The 17,751-nt window shown below is 50.5% G+C and carries 14 protein-coding genes and 1 pseudogene; 13 read left to right on the forward strand and 2 right to left on the reverse strand.

The features are described 5' to 3' along the window. Positions 1 to 22: 22 nt before the first annotated feature. On the forward strand, positions 23 to 337 hold the full coding sequence (locus tag AB1I67_RS11750; RefSeq protein ID WP_367030061.1) for a protease inhibitor I42 family protein: 315 nt from the start codon (positions 23 to 25) through the stop codon (positions 335 to 337). Between the two features lie 246 nt (positions 338 to 583). Here AB1I67_RS11750 and AB1I67_RS11755 read toward each other — a convergent pair whose 3' ends face one another. Then, entirely contained in the window at positions 584 to 2,044 is a 1,461-nt protein-coding gene (locus tag AB1I67_RS11755; protein WP_367030062.1) for a nicotinate phosphoribosyltransferase, read from the reverse strand. A 334-nt stretch (positions 2,045 to 2,378) separates the two neighbouring features. Here AB1I67_RS11755 and AB1I67_RS11760 point away from each other — a divergent pair, with 334 nt between their 5' ends. From AB1I67_RS11760 to AB1I67_RS11800, 9 genes and pseudogenes are all read left to right on the forward strand, one after another. After that, positions 2,379 to 3,521, forward strand: coding sequence for a PD-(D/E)XK nuclease family transposase (locus AB1I67_RS11760; protein ID WP_367030063.1), 1,143 nt, complete (start codon positions 2,379 to 2,381; stop codon positions 3,519 to 3,521). 458 nt (positions 3,522 to 3,979) lie between these two features. Next, positions 3,980 to 7,114 (forward strand): isoleucine--tRNA ligase, encoded by a 3,135-nt coding sequence (ileS, locus tag AB1I67_RS11765; protein ID WP_367030064.1) that lies wholly within the window; start codon positions 3,980 to 3,982, stop codon positions 7,112 to 7,114. 29 nt (positions 7,115 to 7,143) lie between these two features. Further along, entirely contained in the window at positions 7,144 to 9,597 is a 2,454-nt protein-coding gene (locus AB1I67_RS11770) for a glycogen/starch/alpha-glucan phosphorylase (RefSeq protein ID WP_367030065.1), read from the forward strand. 78 nt (positions 9,598 to 9,675) lie between these two features. Beyond that, positions 9,676 to 10,803: a SpoIID/LytB domain-containing protein gene (locus AB1I67_RS11775; RefSeq protein WP_367030066.1), complete on the forward strand. Its 1,128-nt coding sequence runs from the start codon at positions 9,676 to 9,678 to the stop codon at positions 10,801 to 10,803. Between the two features lie 41 nt (positions 10,804 to 10,844). Next, positions 10,845 to 11,624: a M23 family metallopeptidase gene (locus tag AB1I67_RS11780; protein ID WP_367030067.1), complete on the forward strand. Its 780-nt coding sequence runs from the start codon at positions 10,845 to 10,847 to the stop codon at positions 11,622 to 11,624. A gap of 128 nt (positions 11,625 to 11,752) precedes the next feature. Then, a pseudogene (locus tag AB1I67_RS11785) lies at positions 11,753 to 12,608 on the forward strand (helix-turn-helix domain-containing protein). Continuing rightward, positions 12,598 to 14,655: an ATP-binding domain-containing protein gene (locus AB1I67_RS11790; protein WP_367030068.1), complete on the forward strand. Its 2,058-nt coding sequence runs from the start codon at positions 12,598 to 12,600 to the stop codon at positions 14,653 to 14,655. The pseudogene AB1I67_RS11785 and the gene AB1I67_RS11790 overlap by 11 nt, the downstream one beginning before the upstream one ends. 142 nt (positions 14,656 to 14,797) lie before the next feature. Continuing rightward, a complete protein-coding gene (locus tag AB1I67_RS11795) occupies positions 14,798 to 15,256 on the forward strand; it encodes a CBS domain-containing protein (protein WP_367030069.1) in 459 nt (152 codons plus the stop codon). Next, positions 15,250 to 15,507, forward strand: coding sequence for a hypothetical protein (locus AB1I67_RS11800; protein ID WP_367030071.1), 258 nt, complete (start codon positions 15,250 to 15,252; stop codon positions 15,505 to 15,507). Before AB1I67_RS11795 ends, AB1I67_RS11800 begins: the two co-directional genes overlap by 7 nt. Before the next feature lie 197 nt (positions 15,508 to 15,704). On the opposite strand, the gene AB1I67_RS11805 is transcribed toward AB1I67_RS11800, so the two are convergent. Then, positions 15,705 to 16,049, reverse strand: coding sequence for a hypothetical protein (locus tag AB1I67_RS11805; RefSeq protein ID WP_367030072.1), 345 nt, complete (start codon positions 16,047 to 16,049; stop codon positions 15,705 to 15,707). Between the two features lie 246 nt (positions 16,050 to 16,295). On the opposite strand from AB1I67_RS11805, the gene AB1I67_RS11810 reads away from it, so the two are divergent. Genes AB1I67_RS11810 through AB1I67_RS11820 form a run of 3 tightly spaced genes read left to right on the forward strand, consistent with a single transcriptional unit; the run spans position 16,296 to position 17,622 of the window. Beyond that, the gene (locus tag AB1I67_RS11810) at positions 16,296 to 16,751 is read left to right on the forward strand and encodes a spore coat associated protein CotJA (RefSeq protein WP_367030073.1); all 456 of its coding nucleotides are present in this window, start codon (positions 16,296 to 16,298) and stop codon (positions 16,749 to 16,751) included. Further along, complete coding sequence (locus AB1I67_RS11815; RefSeq protein ID WP_367030074.1) at positions 16,748 to 17,005, forward strand: spore coat protein CotJB; 258 nt, start codon at positions 16,748 to 16,750, stop codon at positions 17,003 to 17,005. Before AB1I67_RS11810 ends, AB1I67_RS11815 begins: the two co-directional genes overlap by 4 nt. After that, on the forward strand, positions 17,005 to 17,622 hold the full coding sequence (locus AB1I67_RS11820; protein WP_367030075.1) for a manganese catalase family protein: 618 nt from the start codon (positions 17,005 to 17,007) through the stop codon (positions 17,620 to 17,622). The genes AB1I67_RS11815 and AB1I67_RS11820 overlap by 1 nt, the downstream gene beginning before the upstream one ends. Positions 17,623 to 17,751 lie beyond the last annotated feature (129 nt).

Below are 17,751 nucleotides of genomic sequence, written 5' to 3' on the forward strand. Positions count from 1 at the left end.
GCGGCAGCATTGACCGGGGGATGTGCAGGAAAAAATACAGCAGGTACGAGGAAACCCGACCACCGGCTACACATGGCTTTACAGGATGGAGCCGGAAGGGATCGTTTCAGAAAAAGCGTCCGGGTTCTACCAGAATTACCATGAAAGCGGACTGGTGGGAGCGGGCGGGACCTTTGTATTTGATTTTACAGGGGAGCAGGAGGGGACTGCGGAGGTGATCTTTACCTACAGTCGCCCGTGGGAATCAAAGCAGGCGGAGCAGACGAAGGTATACCAGATGACGGTGGATCAGGACGGTTATGTGACGGGGGAGGAAGTAAGGGAAAACGTTCAATGAGAAGCAGAAAAAGCCCTATAAAAAGGGAGGAGCCGACGGTTTTAACAACCGTCGGCGATTATGAAAAAAATTTTATCAAATTGTAGTTGGTAGCTTTTCATTTGATAGTTATAGTATAGCGGGGAATTGTGAAAGAAATTTAGCAAAAGTGTGGAAAGTTTGTAACAGTTTTGTGAACAGGAAATGAACAAAAACGCCGGGCGGAGGACTTGTGAAAACCTCTCCGCCCGGCGTAAAATGTTAAGCTCAGTCGTTGTAATGATAGCTGTCAAGAAGCTGGTTCTTCATATGCCACAGTTCGTTGGATAAATCCACATGGACCCTGTGGGGGAATTCCAGACGCAAGGATTCCTCCCAGAGCGTTGCCAGTTCACCCTTACAGTATTTCTGGATATCCATAACCTTCGGGGATTCATATACGCACTCCCCATTTTTAAACACAGGGACCATCAGCTCGCGCATGGTATAGCTGCCGGGAGCCAGATGGGTCTTTTTCCAGGTCTCGATCGGGTCAAAAAGGAGCAGGGACTTGGAGGTGTCATATTCCTCGCCTACCAGGCAGATCAGATCCGCGATGATCTTTCCGGTATTCTTGTCGTAGATCCTCTGGATGGTCTTGTTGCCCGGGTTAGTGATCTTTTCTGCATTCTCGGACAGTTTGATCTTCGGTATGAATTTGCCGGTATTTTTGTCCTGGATGGCAGCCAGCTTGTATACGCCGCCGAAGGAAGGGCAGTCCTTGGAGGTGATTAAGTTGGTGCCTACGCCCCAGGAGTTGATGGTTGCGCCCTGAAGCTTCAGGGAAGTGATCAGAGTCTCGTCCAAGTCGTTGGATGCGGAGATGACTGCATCAGGGAAACCGGCGTCATCCAGCATTTTTTTCGCTTTTTTGGACAGATAAGCCAGGTCGCCGCTGTCCAAACGGATGCCGTAAAAGGTCAGCGGAATACCGGCCTCGCGCATCTCGGTAAATACCTTTATGGCGTTTGGTATGCCGGAATTCAAGGTGTCATAGGTGTCCACCAGCAGGATGCAGGCGGTGGGATAGAGCTTGGCATAGGTGCGGAATGCGGTCAATTCATCCGGGAAGCTCATGATCCAGCTGTGGGCATGGGTACCTTTGACCGGGACGTCAAACATCTTCCCGCAGAGCACGTTGGAGGTGCCGATACATCCGGCGATCATGGCGGCGCGGGCCCCATAGATACCAGCGTCCGGTCCCTGTGCGCGCCTAAGGCCAAATTCCATGACTCCGTCACCCTTGGCGGCATAGACTACGCGTGCGGCTTTTGTGGCGATCAGGGACTGGTGGTTGATGATATTTAAAAGAGCAGTCTCCACAAGCTGGGCTTCCATGATCGGGGCGATCACCTTGACAAGCGGTTCGCGCGGGAAGATGACAGTTCCCTCCGGGATCGCGTAGATATCTCCGGAAAAATGGAAATTCCGCAGGTAGTCCAGAAAATCCTCCCCAAACAGCCCGGTAGTGCGGAGATAGTCAATATCCTCCTCATCAAAATGCAGGTTCCGGATATATTCGATGACCTGCTCTAAACCGGCACAGATGGCATAGCCACCATTGTTGGGGTTGCTTCGGTAGAACGCGTCAAAAATGACGGTCTCGTTGGCGTCTTTCTCTTTGAAATAACCCTGCATCATGGTTAATTCATACAGATCGGTCAGCAGGGTTAAGTTTCTCTGGCTCATGGCAGTTCTCCTTTGGCTCATTAAGTTTTGGTAAGACTTTTGTTAAATTACTGTGTAGTATAGCACCGTCGGGAGAAAATTACAAACCAAATGTTAAAAAAATAACATATCATGGCTTTGAAGGGATATTTTGGATGATCATTCCAACAGATTATGAAAGATGGCAACTCTGGAAAAGCATTGAATTATTTTTATAAATCTGCTATTCTATAAATACTTCGTCAGGAATTCAAGTCCTGCCCAAAGTTCTTCAGCTTCGTGTCCGGTTGTTCACCGGCAAGAATCCTGAAATGTTGATTTTACTGAATTTAAAAAAGGAGGTATGCTTATGTGCATGCACAAGAAACACGCCGGAGAGGCGCCGCTTCACATTTTTGGGGAGCCGACGCCGCCGGAACAGATCCTGGATTACCTGTGTGAGAATCCGGAGCTTTACTATCGGTATCAGGAGATGCCACCTTATATGCAACAGCAGTTTTTAGATTTTTGCTGTGGGGTCTCGGGACTCTGTATTTGCTACGACCCGTTTTTTAAGTATATTTTCAATGCAGAGCTCCATCCGGAGAGGCTGTCAGAATTTCTGACGGCCCTGATCGGTGTGACGGTCCGGGTGCGAAGAGTGCTCCCGAACGAAGGCGGGCGGCTCGTGGGGGAAGGCTCCCTGGTCATCATGGACATTGTGGTGGAGCTTGAAGATCATTCCCTGGGAAATGTGGAAATACAAAAATATCCCTATGCCTTTCCAGGTCCGCGTGCCGCTTGCTACTCCAGCGATCTGGTACTGCGTCAGTATTCCAGTGCAAGGAGCCGGGGGAAGGGTGATTTTGATTACAGGGAGCTTCGCACGGTATACACGATCGTTATCCTGGAGAAGAGCGGAGCTGAGTTCCATGCATTTCCCAACCAGTATCTCCATCGTTCTTCCCAAGTTTTTGACACCGGATTAGACCTGGATCTGCTGCAGAAATATATTTACATACCTCTTGACGTATTTCGGAAATATCTTCATAATAAAGATATAGAAACCGAGCAGGAGGCATGGCTGTCGTTTCTGGCCTACGACGACCCGGAGCATGTCTTTCAGATCCAGGACCGCTTCCCAAGGTTTCGTGAGCTGTATGCAGATATGGCGGGATTTCGGAAGAATGTGAAGGAGGTGCTTGGAATGTTTTCGGAAGCATTGGCGATCATGGACAGGAATACGGTAAGGAATATGATGGAGGAACAGCAGAAGGAGCTGGAGGAGAATAAGAAGAAGCTGGCAGAAAGCAGGCAGGAGCTGGCGAAAAGCAGGCAAGAGGTGGAGGAAAGCAGGCAAGAGCTGGAAGAAAGCAGGCAAGAGCTGGAAGAAAGCAGGCAAGAGGTGGCAGAGAATAAGAAAGAGCTGGCAGAAAGTAAGCGGGCTCTGATGGAGAAGGATCAGGAGCTGGCTCTGTTAAAAGCCCAGCTTGCAAAGCTCTCTTCCCAGTCTGTATAAGTAGTCTTTTTAAAAATCACTTCCAGACCTTGACATTTTCATGGTAAATCAATATAATATAGAAGAATCTTGATAAAATAAGACGTAGACGGAGACAGTAGCGCCGCGTGGAAAGCCTCAGCGAGCCGGGGAAGGTGGAAGCCCGGAGTCAGTACAGCGGCAGGCGAAGATCACTCCTGAGTTGCAGGCTGAAGGTAAAGTAGGCCGGGCCGGTTTTCCCTCGTTATCGGGAACTCATATAATGGTATGCAGTAATAGGTGGTAGAAAAGGCATGAACTTTGCGCCCTTTCCCTGTTTGCAGGGAAGGGGCGTTTTTAATTCATAGGAAATTACGTCCTATGAATCAAAAACTCTCCGCGCGGCAGCGCGAGAGTTCCGCAAGTGGAACTCTTTGTTTCATTCATATAAAAATTAACGTCATTTCACACCGAAGAAAGAATGGAGGTCTAAGAAAGGCATGTACGAGAAAGTACCTACAAATCTCAACTTTGTGGAAAGGGAAAAGAAAGTTGAGAAGTTCTGGAAAGATGAGAAGATCTTTGAGAAGAGCATGGACAGCCGGAAAGAAGGTGAGACCTATACCTTCTATGACGGACCGCCGACAGCGAACGGCAAGCCTCATATCGGTCATGTGCTGACTCGTGTCATCAAGGACATGATTCCCCGTTACCGAACCATGAAGGGCTGCATGGTGCCCCGCAAGGCAGGCTGGGATACCCATGGGCTGCCGGTAGAGCTGGAGGTAGAGAAGCTTTTAGGGCTGGACGGCAAGGAACAGATCGAGCAGTATGGTCTGGAGCCGTTCATTGGGCATTGCAAAGAAAGCGTCTGGAAATACAAGGGCATGTGGGAGGATTTCTCCGGTACGGTCGGCTTTTGGGCGGACATGGATGATCCGTATGTGACCTATCATAACGACTTCATTGAGTCAGAGTGGTGGGCCTTAAAACAGATCTGGGAAAAGGGACTTCTGTACAAAGGCTTTAAGATCGTTCCTTACTGCCCGCGCTGCGGCACTCCGCTGTCCAGCCATGAGGTGGCCCAGGGTTATAAAGACGTGAAAGAGCGCTCCGCCATCGCCCGTTTCAAAGTGAAGGGGGAGGACGCTTATATCCTGGCATGGACGACCACGCCGTGGACCCTGCCGTCCAACGTGGGCCTTTGCGTAAATCCAAATGAGGACTATGTCAGGGTGAAGAACGGAGACTATGTTTATTACCTTGCCGAAGCTCTTTGTGATACAGTCCTGGAGGGCGAATATACTGTATTGGAGCGGTATAAAGGCAAGGAACTGGAATATAAAGAATATGAGCCGCTTTTTGATTTTGCAGTGGATATCTGCGAAAAACAGCACAAGAAGGCATTTTATGTAGTGTGCGATACCTATGTTACCCTGACTGACGGTACCGGCGTGGTTCATATTGCCCCGGCCTTCGGTGAGGACGATTCCAAGGTGGGAAGAAAATATGATCTTCCGTTTGTACAGCTTGTAGACGCCAAGGGGGAGATGACAAAGGAAACCCCGTGGGCAGGTACTTTTGTGAAAAAGGCCGATCCAATGGTACTGAAGGCATTGGAGGAGAAGGGGCTTTTATTCTCTGCACCGAGCTTTGAGCACAGCTACCCGCACTGCTGGCGCTGTGATACGCCGCTTATCTATTATGCGCGTGAATCCTGGTTCATCAAGATGACTGCAGTAAAAGAGGATCTGATCCGCAACAACAATACGATCAACTGGATTCCGGAGAGCATAGGCAAAGGCCGCTTCGGCGACTGGCTGGAGAATGTGCAGGACTGGGGGGTCAGCCGGAACCGCTACTGGGGTACGCCGCTCAATATCTGGGAGTGTGAGTGTGGTGAGCAGCATTCCATCGGAAGCATTGAGGAGCTGAAGCGTATGTCTCCCAACTGCCCGGATGACATTGAGCTGCACCGCCCATTTATTGACAATGTGACCATCACCTGTCCCAAGTGCGGAAAGCAGATGAAGCGTGTTCCGGAGGTTATCGACTGCTGGTTCGATTCCGGTTCCATGCCGTTTGCACAGCACCATTATCCGTTTGAGAATAAGGAGCTGTTTGAGCAGCAGTTCCCCGCAGATTTCATCTCTGAGGCAGTGGATCAGACCAGAGGCTGGTTCTATTCCCTGCTTGCGATCTCGACCCTGATCTTCAACAAGGCGCCGTATAAGAACGTGATCGTGCTGGGGCATGTACAGGATGAGAATGGGCAGAAGATGAGCAAATCCAAAGGCAATGCGGTGGATCCCTTTGAAGCCTTAGACACCTATGGAGCAGATGCGATCCGCTGGTATTTCTATGTCAACAGCGCTCCATGGCTGCCGAACCGTTTCCACGGCAAGGCTGTCCAGGAGGGACAGCGCAAGTTCATGGGAACTCTGTGGAATACCTATGCGTTCTTTGTGCTCTATGCGAACATTGACAATTTTGACGCTACAAAATACCATTTGGAGTACGATAAACTGACTGTTATGGATAAATGGCTGCTGTCCAAGATGAATTCCATGGTGAAATCTGTTGACGACAATCTGGCCAATTACCGGATTCCTGAGGCCGCAAGGGCATTGCAGGAGTTTGTGGATGACATGAGCAACTGGTACGTGAGACGGAGCAGGGAGCGTTTCTGGGCGAAGGGCATGGAGCAGGATAAGGTGAGCGCCTATATGACCCTTTACACCGCCCTTGTGACTGTGGCGAAGGCCGCGGCCCCCATGATCCCGTTTATGACGGAGGACATCTACCAGAACCTGGTGAGAAACATTGACAAGGATGCGCCTGAGAGCGTACACTTGTGTGATTTCCCGGCAGTGGATGAGCTTCTGATCGACCGTCAGCTGGAGGATGATATGGATGAGGTGCTGAAGGTTGTCGTGCTTGGCCGTGCTGCCAGGAATACGGCGAATTTGAAGAACCGCCAGCCGATCGGTACCATGTATGTGAAAGCGGACCATGAGCTGTCCGAATTCTATGTGGAGATCATCGAGGACGAACTGAATGTGAAGCATGTGGAATTTGTGGAGGATGTGCGCAATTTTACCTCCTACAGCTTCAAACCGCAGCTTAAGACCGTTGGACCAAAATACGGAAAGCAGCTTGGCAATATCAGGAAGGCCCTGGCAGAGATCGACGGAAACGAAGCTATGGATACGCTGAAAGCAGAAGGCGCTTTGAAATTTGATTTCGGCGGCGAGGAAGTTGTCCTGACCGAGGATGATCTGCTGATCGATATGGCACAGACCGAAGGTTATGTGTCGGAGAGTGATAACAATATCACGGTTGCCCTGGATACCAACTTAACACCCGAGCTGGTGGAGGAAGGCTTCGTCCGGGAGCTGGTGAGCAAGATCCAGACCATGCGCAAGGAGGCCGGCTTTGAAGTGACCGACCACATCAAGGTATACCAGGATAACAATGACAAGATCGCAGAGATCCTGAAGGCACATGCCGACACCATCAAGAAAGAGGTGCTTGCAAACTATATCCTGCTGGGCCAGATGGGCGGATTTGCAAAAGAATGGAACATCAACGGTGAGACCGGAATGTTGGGCGTAGAGAAGACTGACTGTGACTGAGAGCACGGCAGATTAGGAGGAAAGCCACTATGAATATGGGATTTGACAAGGAAACATTTAAAAAGAGCGTTGTATATAACGTAAAGAGCCTGTTCAGAAAAACGATCGACGAGGCGACACCTGCGCAGGTGTTCCAGGCGGTGTCTTATGCGGTGAAGGACGTTATCATCGACGAGTGGATCGCTACACACAAGGTATATGAGAAAAAGGATGTAAAGACCCTTTACTACCTGTCCATGGAATTTTTGATGGGTCGTGCCCTGGGCAACAACATCATCAATATCATGGCCAGGGATGAGATCAAAGAAGCGCTCGATGAGCTGGGCTTTGACTTAAACCTGATCGAGGACCAGGAGCCGGATGCGGCGCTTGGAAACGGCGGTCTGGGCCGTCTTGCAGCCTGCTTTTTAGACTCCCTGGCGACACTGGGCTACCCGGCATACGGCTGTGGTATCCGTTACCGTTACGGAATGTTCAAACAGAAGATCGAGAACGGCTATCAGATCGAAGTACCGGATGAGTGGCTGAAGGACGGCAACCCCTTTGAGGTGCGCCGCTCGGAATATGCGACCGAAGTCAAGTTCGGCGGTTATGTGAAGACCGTATGGGAGAATGGGCGGGAGCATTTTGTTCAGGAGGGCTATCAGTCTGTGATGGCGGTGCCATATGACCTTCCGGTTGTGGGCTACGGCAACAATGTGGTGAATACCCTGCGTATCTGGGACGCGCAGCCGATCGATACCTTCAGCCTGGATTCCTTTGATAAGGGCGACTATCAGAAGGCCGTGGAGCAGGAGAACTTAGCGAAGACCATATGTGAGGTCCTGTATCCCAATGACAACCATTATGCAGGTAAAGAGCTGCGCTTAAAACAGCAGTATTTCTTCATTTCCGCCAGTGTACAGCGCGCGGTTACCAAATACATGGAGAAACACGATGACATCCGTAAGTTCTACGAAAAAAATGTTTTCCAGCTCAACGATACCCATCCGACGGTGGCAGTTGCAGAGTTGATGAGGATTCTTTTGGACGAGTATGGCCTGGAATGGGATGAGGCATGGGAGGTCACCACAAAGACCTGTGCTTACACCAACCACACCATCATGGCTGAGGCCCTGGAGAAATGGCCGATCGAGCTGTTCTCCAGACTGCTTCCGCGAATCTATCAGATCGTGGAAGAGATCAACCGCCGTTTTATCATGCAGATCCAGCAGATGTATCCTGGCAATCAGGATAAGGTTGCCAAGATGGCGATCATCTATGACGGTCAGGTGAAGATGGCCCATATGGCGATCGCAGGCAGCTTTTCCGTAAACGGCGTTGCGCGCCTGCACACGGAGATCTTAAAGAACCAGGAGCTGAAGGATTTTTACCAGATGATGCCGGACAAATTCAACAATAAGACCAACGGTATCACCCAGAGAAGATTCCTTCTGCACGGCAATCCGCTTCTGGCTGACTGGGTCACTTCAAAGATCGGCGATGAGTGGATCACCGACCTGTCCACTATCAGCAAGCTGAAGCTGTATGTGGATGATGAGAAATGCCAGCATGAATTCATGAACATCAAATACCAGAACAAGATCCGTCTGGCAAAATATATCAAAGAGCACAATGGTATTGATGTGGACCCGCGTTCTATCTTCGACGTGCAGGTGAAACGTCTCCATGAGTATAAACGCCAGCTGATGAATATCCTGCATGTGATGTACTTATACAACCAGCTGAAGGATAATCCGAATATGGATATGATCCCGAGGACCTTTATCTTTGGCGCAAAAGCGGCGGCAGGCTACAAGCGTGCCAAGCTGACCATTAAGCTGATCAACGCTGTTGCAGATGTGATCAACAACGACAGGTCGATCAACGGCAGGATCAAGGTAGTGTTCATTGAGGATTACCGGGTATCCAATGCGGAGGTTATTTTTGCGGCGGCAGATGTCAGCGAGCAGATATCCACCGCCAGCAAGGAAGCATCCGGCACCGGCAACATGAAATTCATGTTAAACGGCGCTCTGACCATAGGCACCATGGACGGTGCAAATGTGGAGATCGTGGAAGAGGTTGGTGAGGAGAATGCATTTATCTTCGGTACTTCCTCCGATGAGATCATCGAGCTGGAGCACAACCGCAAGTATGATCCCATGCAGATATTCAACAATGACCAGGATATCCGCCGGGTGCTGATGCAGCTGATCAACGGCTATTACGCGCCACGGGATCCGGAGATGTTCCGGGATATTTACAATTCCCTGTTGAATACCCAGAGCAGCGATCGTGCCGACACTTATTTCATCTTAAAAGATTTCCGCATGTATGTGGACGCGCAGAAGCGTGTGGATGAGGCTTACCGCGATTCTAAGTGGTGGGCAAAGGCTGCCATGCTCAACACTGCATGCAGCGGCAAGTTCAGCTCTGACCGTACCATCGAGGAGTATGTGCGTGACATCTGGCACTTAAAAAAGGTTGAGGTAGAGCTGTAAACCGCAAAAACTTAAATAAAATGGAATAATCAAAAAATCCCTCCATAGACTGATAATAGCAGTTAGGAGGGATTTTTTATGCGCAAATGGGTGGTGTCGGGAATTATCATCCTCCTGCTTCCCTGGCTGATGTCCCTTGTGTGGATGCATCAGGGAGGACAGGCTGTGAGTCCCGTGAAAGAGATCCAGGCGGGGCTTGAAGCTGAAAACCAGGCGGCGGGGACGCTGATAAATGGAAGCGGAGACGCGGCGGGAGTTGCGGGAGATACCGTAGTGGAAGCAGGAGAAGCTGAGGTGGAAAAGACTGCCGGGGCGCTGGAGGCAGCGGTGGAAGGACTTGCGGCAGGTGTCCGGGGAGCGGGGGACGGCTCACATGGCACTGTCACCAGGAAGATCCTTCTGGAGCGGAACGGCATCCGCACCTATCTTGCTCTGGAAGACTACCTGCCTGGAGTGATCGTCTGTCAGATGAACCCGGAATACAGCCCGGAGGCGTTGAAGTGCCAGGCAGTCATTGCAAGGACCTACATATACCGTCTGATGAATGGGCGCACGGAGATCCATGAGGAGGAGCTGGATCTGGATTACCTGGGAGAAGAGGCTGGAGTGCGGCCGGGCAGCACCAGCCTGGCCGAAAAGGAGCTGGCGGCGGAGAATCTGGGGCGCTGCCGGAAGGCAGTCCAGGAGACGGCGGGGATCGTAATGAGATATGAGGACCGCTATGTGCTGCCGCTGTTTCATGCCATAAGCGCAGGACGGACGAGAAAGGGGGAGGCGGACTACCCGTATCTTCAGCCCGTGGACAGCCGCTGGGACACGTCGAGGGCAGATTATAAGTGTACCCTGGAATGGAGCCGGGCAGAATTTGCAGGACTGGTGAACCAGATACCAGACGGGCAGCCGGTGTCGGCAGACCAGCTTCCAGACCAGATCCAGACTGTAAAAAAAGATGATTCGGAATACGTTTTACAGATGAAGATCGGCGCAAAAACTTACACTGGCGAGGAGATCCAGTATGCACTGGGACTTCCGTCCTCATGCTTTCTTCTGGAAGGCGATGGCGACAGGATACGCGCCGTTTCAAGAGGCAGCGGACATGGTTACGGCCTGAGCCAGGCGGGAGCGGACAGTATGGCAAGGGACGGCTGGGGATACGAAGATATATTAAATTATTATTATAAAAATATTTCTCTGACGGCTGAATAACTTATATCGCTTTGGTAAGAATAGTACCGAGGTGATAAACGGTGAAAGAGAAAATGAATCAGATGTTCAAGGATAAATTATTCCTTGTCATGTTGGTGCTGGGCCTGCTGACTATAGTAGCTGCGGCAGGTGTTGTTACAATCCAAAGAGGAAGCGGGCAGGAACAGAATCCATATGTGGATATGCAGGGGCAGGGGGAATTTCTTGCAGAGGAACCGGGGCAGCAGACGCCGGTAGCAGGAGACTCCAATACACAGCCGGCTGGTACGCAGGAAGCAAAGGAGAATATGGCACAGAACAATCCGGATACGGTTGTGTCAGAGGAGACTTATGAGGTTGCAGCAGCAGAAGAAGAAGCCCAGGCTGCCGGGACCGGGATCGACGCAGCAACTGCACTGGTGCTGAATTTCAACGACGCCAGCAAGATGATGTGGCCGGTCAGAGGGAATATCGTGCTGGATTACAACATGGAATCCACCATATTTTTCCCGACCCTGGACCAGTACAAATGCAATCCCGGACTGGTCATCCAGGGCCAGGTCAGCGACCCTGTCTATGCTCCGGCCAATGCACGCGTAGTGGAGAGCGGTACCAACGAAGAGATCGGAAATTACCTGATGCTGGATCTGGGTAATGACTATTCCGTGATCTGCGGACAGCTCAAGGAAGTGACGGCCGTGGAAGGGGAATACCTGGAAAAGGGCCAGCTTATGGGCTATGTTGCGGAGCCTACCAAATACTATACGGTAGAAGGCAGCAATGTATTCTTTGAGATGAAGCAGGGAGATAAGACAGTGGATCCGCTGGATTATCTGGAATAAGAAAAAGCTTGTTTGAAAAACGGCGTAGCGGTTGGCTATGCCGTTTTTTCTGGGCAGAAAAGCAAGATTAAGCAAAACAGGACGTCAAAAATCTGGTAAACTGGAAAGGATGAAAGGAGGCTGTCTATATGGACAACGACAGTATTACAATAATTACAGCAGCGATCCGGTTCATAGAGGCCCATTTGACGGAAAAGCTTGACTTGTCCCGCGTGGCAGAGGCCGTGCATTACTCCAAATACCATCTTCACAGGGTTTTTACCGATACAGTTGGCCTGACGATCCACGACTATGTCCAGCGGAGGCAGTTGACGGAGGCGGCAAAGCTGCTGATTTTTTCTGCGAGGCCCATTGTGGAGATCGCAGCGATGGCGGGATATGAGACCCAGCAGGCTTTTACAAATATTTTTACTGCCATGTACAAGCAGTCGCCGGGCAAATACCGGGAAAATGAAAAATTTTATCCGTCTGCAGCTGGAGTTTAAATTCGGGGAGGGATGCCAGATGCTTTGTGCTGATGAGTCCGGGACATGGGATATTGTTTTTGCAGAGGAGGGAGACATACCTTGCTGGATGGAGCTGGTAAGGCTGGTCATAGACGGGTTTCCGCATCTTCAGGAAGAGGAATATGTGGCAGAGCTCAAAAGAAGGATCAAGATCAGGCAGGCTCTTATCCTGAAGAATGGTTCGGCTGCGATCGGGGTGATGTTGTTTTCATACTCGACGGGAAGCATTGATTTTATGGGAACCCATCCGCTCTACCGAAAAAAAGGAATTCCCCAGGCTTTCTTAAAGAAGGTGGTGGAGGAACTGATCGAGGAAAAAGAAATCAGTATCACTACTTACAGAGAAGGGGATAAGGCAGATACCGGACACCGCAGGCAGATCCAGGAGCTGGGATTTGCGGAGGCAGAGCTGCTTATCGAGTTTGGTTATCCGACCCAGCGCTTTATCCTGCCGAGGGAGGCCGCACATGACAGATAGACAGAATTTACCTGAAGAACAGAATCCATTTCCAGATGAGACCGCCCATCTGGAAATGATCATGGGAAGGCTGGATGAGGCTCTGAAAGAGGCCAACGACAGTGTTGAGCGGATCGACAGGGAGTACAGAGATGCAAAACGGTATATGGCGGATTACCGGGGGGAGATCGATCCTCATGAAATGTTCCAGAATGAACTGGCTTTAAAACAGATTGACAGGACCGGTGCGTTTGCGGTGGATGTGTGGTCACGGCTTGCCAGGCTGAAGGAATCCCCTTACTTTGCGCGGATTGACTTTCGGGAAAAGGACGGGCAGAAGGCGGCACAGTATTATATCGGACGCTTTGCGTTTCACCGTGAAAACGAACTTTTGATCTTTGACTGGCGGGCTCCCGTAGCGGGAATGTTTTATGACTGTGAGGTGGGGCCTGCCGGGTATGAGGCCCCGTCTGGATGGATCGAGGGCGAGCTGACCCGAAAACGCCAGTTCAAAATAAAAAACGGGGTGCTGGAATACGCACTGGAAAGTTCGGTCCATATCGGGGATGATGTCCTGCAGCGGGAGCTTTCCCATACATCCGACGAGAAGATGAGATCGATCATTTCCACGATCCAGAAGGAACAGAACCAGATCATCCGGGATGAAAATACCAATACCATGATCATACAGGGAGTGGCCGGTTCCGGCAAGACCTCCATCGCACTGCACAGGATCGCATACCTTCTCTACCGTTTTAAGGACAGGCTTTCCGCAGCCAATATCATGATCCTTTCACCCAACAGGGTATTCGGCGACTACATATCCACGGTCCTTCCAGAGCTGGGGGAGGAGCCTGTCTGTGAATTTGGGTTTAAAGATATTGCCCAAGTACAGCTTGAGGGGATCGTAAGTTTTGATAAGGACCGGGATCCGCTTGGATTTTCTGACAGGGAGTGGGAGGAACGTGTGCGGTTCAAGTCGACACTGGATTTTGTCAGGCTGATGGATCAGTATCTTGAGGAAATGCCCCAAACCATTTTTCAGCCGGAGGACTATGTTTTTGGCCCTTTTACGGCGAAGGCAGACTGGATCCGGATGCGTTTTGGAGCCTGTGAAGGTATGCCTGTGAAAAAACGGCTGGAACGGATCGCGGAGGATATTCATGATCGTTTTGATTCCGATAATTATATGGGAGACAGGGTGCCGGGGGTGAGGACCATACTAAAAAGCCTGAATTCCATGCTGGTCATAAAGAACAGCCTTGCGCTGTACAGGAACTTTTATCAGTGGCTGGGATATCCCCATATGCTTGTGATGCCGGGGAAAAAGACCCTGGAATGGGCGGACGTATCCCCGTTCCTTTATCTTCATTCAGCCTTTGAAGGTATCCGGGAGAGCAGGCGTATCAGGCATCTGGTCATTGATGAGATGCAGGACTATACCCCTGTGCAGTACGCTGTCATCAACAGGCTCTTTCCATGCCCCAAGACGATCCTGGGGGATTATGGTCAGTTCATCAATCCCCTCCATCGGCATACCTTGAAAGACCTGATGCAGATCTATCATGATGGGAGGCTGGTTGAGCTGACGAAAAGCTACCGCTCCACCTATGAGATCATCACATTCGCAAAGAAAATACAAAACTCCGGGAAACTGGAGCCAATGGAGCGGCATGGAGAAGCCCCCCAGGTAACGGCATGCAGTGATGATGCGGAAAAACTGGACAGGATCCGCCGGAAGCTGAAGGATTTTTCAGAAAGCGAATATGCATCCTGCGGAATCATTGTCAAAACCGGGCAGGCAGCTAAGGAACTGTATAAACTGCTTGCAGGAGAGTTTCATGTGCAGTTGATCTCTGAGGAAAGCACCAGATTCATGAATGGGATCTCTGTCACATCCATCCGGATGTCAAAGGGTCTGGAATTTGATGAGGTCATAGTTGCGGATGCCGATGCCGAGGTTTATCACACGGAATATGACAGGTGCCTGCTTTATATAGCATCCACAAGAGCCATGCACCGGCTGTCCATGTTTTATACAGGAAATCCGTCCCATCTGCTTCCCTGAAAAGGAATTGTCCCCAGACTGTGATCTGCGCCGGGAGGCCTCGTACATGCTTCATGAGATTTTAATAATTTGTTCACATTATCGTTGGAAATATGTGTTATGATAAATTGAAATCAAAAACAGGACATGAGCGAGGTGCTATATGAATATATTATTTTTTATCACACCCAAGAGTGAGATCGCCTATATATACGAAGATGATTCTATCCGCCAGGCGCTGGAGAAGATGGAATACCACAAATTTTCTGCAGTACCCCTGCTCACCAGGGACGGCAGATACTGCGGGACCATAACCGAAGGTGACCTGTTGTGGGGGATAAAGAATCAGTATGATTTAAACTTGAAAGAGGCGGAGGGGATACCGGTCAATACGATCAGGCGGCGCATGGATTACCGCCCGGTGACGGCAAAGTCCAACATGGAGGATATGATCGACCGGGCGCTGAACCAGAACTTTGTCCCGGTAGTGGACGACCGTGGGCTGTTTATCGGGATCATCACCCGAAAGGATATTATCAAGTATTACTATGAAAAAGGCAATGCGGCTGAGAATGCCGCAGAAGTGAAAAGCGGGCTGAGGAGGGCAGGAGTGTTATGTTAAAGATCTATGGCACTATGTTGTGCGAAGACTGTGCGGCATTTGCAGAGAGGCTGAAGGAATCAGACATCGCATATACTTTCTGTGAATTCGAGGACAGCTTAGACAACTTAAGAGAGTTTATACGACTGCGCGACAGTGAACCGGTGTTTGATGCTGTAAAAGCAGAAGGCGGTATCGGAATTCCCTGTATATTAAAGGAGGATGGAAGCTGCACACTGGACTGGGAGTCCTGCCTGAAAGCGCAGTCCTGACAGATTTAAATGGCATTGCGCTCCAATAGAATACAGCTTAAATAGAAATGCCGATATCCCGGCAGACGACTGATCTGCCGGGATATCGGTTCTTTTTGTTTTGGAGGATTTTCAGATGTTTATAATTCCCTGGCCGGTTTGGCGATCCGGCAAGGGATCGGTTTTAGTGATCGGTTATAGAGGAAGATATCTGCAGTTTAGTTGCATCCGCACCCACAGTTGTTGTCGCGTGCACTGTTGCATCCACAGCCGTTGTTGCGTGCAGCGCCACAGCCGCAGTCTTCAGCAATCTCGCTGAGCGGCATGATCCCGTTGTTGTTTGCAGCCCGGAAGCCTTCCCGGAAGCCTTCGTCGTAGCCGTCGCGGTAGCCTGCGGCGTAACCTGCACGGTAAGCCTCACGGAGTCTGCGGTTTATATTGTTGTTATTGCCGCAATTGCAGCCGCATCTGTTGTTGCTGCATCCGCAGCCGCACCCGGAGTTGGCACCACATCCACAATTGTTGCATCCATTACAGTTATTCCAGTTATTACATCCACACATTTTAAAAATCTCCTTTTTTGTTGTTTGTACTGTATCATATGTGGACGGTGAGACAGGTGTGACAACCATGGCTGGAGGCAGCAGGCTGGAGCGAGTGGTATATAAGAAGAAAGACGGGACGATGCCTGATGAGAATGCAGGGGAGAAATGCCTCCGGCTGAAAATACAGATTCCGGAGTAACGGAGGCGACCGGAGCCTCATACCATGATACTAGAAACTTCCGTAAGGAAAGGAGTAATTCTTATATGGATTGTAACTGCAATCAACGGAACACCTGTACCTGCAGACCGCAGATGCCGGTTCCTCCCTGCATGAATACCAATTGCGGATGCGGACAAACGGATATCCAGCCGCGCCCGATCCGCCCGATGCAGCAATCTGCACCGGCATCATGCCAGTGCCAGACCCCGATAAAACCAATGCCGTGCCAGGTACAGCCGGCTGTCCGGCCTATGCCGTGTCAGTGCCAGGACCAGACTCCGATCATGCCGCGGCCAGCGGTTCCGTCACAGACCACCTCGGTTTCTCCGGCTTTCAGCACCTGTGTCCGTGAAGACCGGCTGTCCGGTATGCCGATCGCCATGGGATATGTGCCGTGGCAGAAATGGAAACAGACATATTCTCTGGAACAGGGACTGAACCGTGGAACTATTTTCCCGGAACTGGATCTGCCATTTGTTATGGGGAGGTGCCGTGGATGATGTGTGGATGTGAAAACCAGCTGTTAAAAAATGTTTACGAAACCGGCTTTGCCCTGGACGATATCCTCCTTTATCTGGATACCCATCCAACCGACCAGGACGCCATGAACTACTATAAATATGCAAAACGGATCAATGAGGAAGCAGTGAAAGCTTATGAGCAGGCTTATGGCCCGTTAATGATCACTCAGGTCTGCTCTGACAACTGGAGCTGGATGAAGAGCCCGTGGCCCTGGGAAGGAGGGAAGCGTTAATGTGGAGATATGAAAAAAGACTGCAGTATCCGGTAAATATTACGCAGACAAACCCGAAGATGGCACAGTTCATCATCAGCCAGTATGGCGGTCCCGACGGAGAATCTGCGGCAGCTATGCGGTATTTAAGCCAGCGCTACGCTATGCCCTATGAAAAGGGAAAGGCAATCTTAAATGATATTGGAACAGAAGAACTGGCGCATTTCGAGATCATCGGCGCTATCGTCCATCAGCTGACCAGGAACCTGACTCCCCAGGAGATCGAGGAATCTGGTTTTGGGCCATACTATATTGACCATACTACCGGTCTCTGGCCTCAGGCGGCAGGGGGAATCCCGTTCAATGCCTGCGAGTTCCAGTCCAAGGGCGATCCGATCACGGACCTGTTTGAGGACCTGGCGGCAGAACAGAAGGCCAGGACCACGTATGACAATATCCTGCGGATGGTAAAGGACCCGGAGGTCTGTGATCCGATCCGTTTCTTAAGAGAGCGGGAGGTTGTGCATTTCCAGAGATTCGGTGAAGCCCTCAGGGATGTCCAGGATCATCTGGACAGCCGGAATTTCTATGCGTTCAATCCTGCATTTGACAAGAAGCAGGGGACGCCTGGGTGCTGATGACGCCTGAAAGGGCGCTGTGCCTGGAGCATTAAATACACAGTGAAAAGCAACACCGCTGAAGGTAATTGAAAACCTCGGCGGTGTTGTTTGTTAGAAGGCTTTTAAATGAGCTGTTGGAACTTGGAA

This window comes from Clostridium sp. AN503, from assembly GCF_040719375.1.
Lineage (GTDB): Bacteria > Bacillota > Clostridia > Lachnospirales > Lachnospiraceae > Brotaphodocola.

Coding starts and splice junctions, on each gene's coding strand:
- AB1I67_RS11800 (WP_367030071.1), top strand. CDS start 15,250: ATGTTAAAGATCTATGGCACTATGTTGTGCGAAGACTGTGCGGCATTT.
- AB1I67_RS11770 (WP_367030065.1), top strand. CDS start 7,144: ATGAATATGGGATTTGACAAGGAAACATTTAAAAAGAGCGTTGTATAT.
- AB1I67_RS11810 (WP_367030073.1), top strand. CDS start 16,296: ATGGATTGTAACTGCAATCAACGGAACACCTGTACCTGCAGACCGCAG.
- AB1I67_RS11755 (WP_367030062.1), bottom strand. CDS start 2,044: ATGAGCCAGAGAAACTTAACCCTGCTGACCGATCTGTATGAATTAACC.
- AB1I67_RS11790 (WP_367030068.1), top strand. CDS start 12,598: ATGACAGATAGACAGAATTTACCTGAAGAACAGAATCCATTTCCAGAT.
- AB1I67_RS11820 (WP_367030075.1), top strand. CDS start 17,005: ATGTGGAGATATGAAAAAAGACTGCAGTATCCGGTAAATATTACGCAG.
- AB1I67_RS11815 (WP_367030074.1), top strand. CDS start 16,748: ATGATGTGTGGATGTGAAAACCAGCTGTTAAAAAATGTTTACGAAACC.
- AB1I67_RS11805 (WP_367030072.1), bottom strand. CDS start 16,049: ATGTGTGGATGTAATAACTGGAATAACTGTAATGGATGCAACAATTGT.
- AB1I67_RS11760 (WP_367030063.1), top strand. CDS start 2,379: ATGCACAAGAAACACGCCGGAGAGGCGCCGCTTCACATTTTTGGGGAG.
- ileS (WP_367030064.1), top strand. CDS start 3,980: ATGTACGAGAAAGTACCTACAAATCTCAACTTTGTGGAAAGGGAAAAG.
- AB1I67_RS11795 (WP_367030069.1), top strand. CDS start 14,798: ATGAATATATTATTTTTTATCACACCCAAGAGTGAGATCGCCTATATA.
- AB1I67_RS11775 (WP_367030066.1), top strand. CDS start 9,676: ATGCGCAAATGGGTGGTGTCGGGAATTATCATCCTCCTGCTTCCCTGG.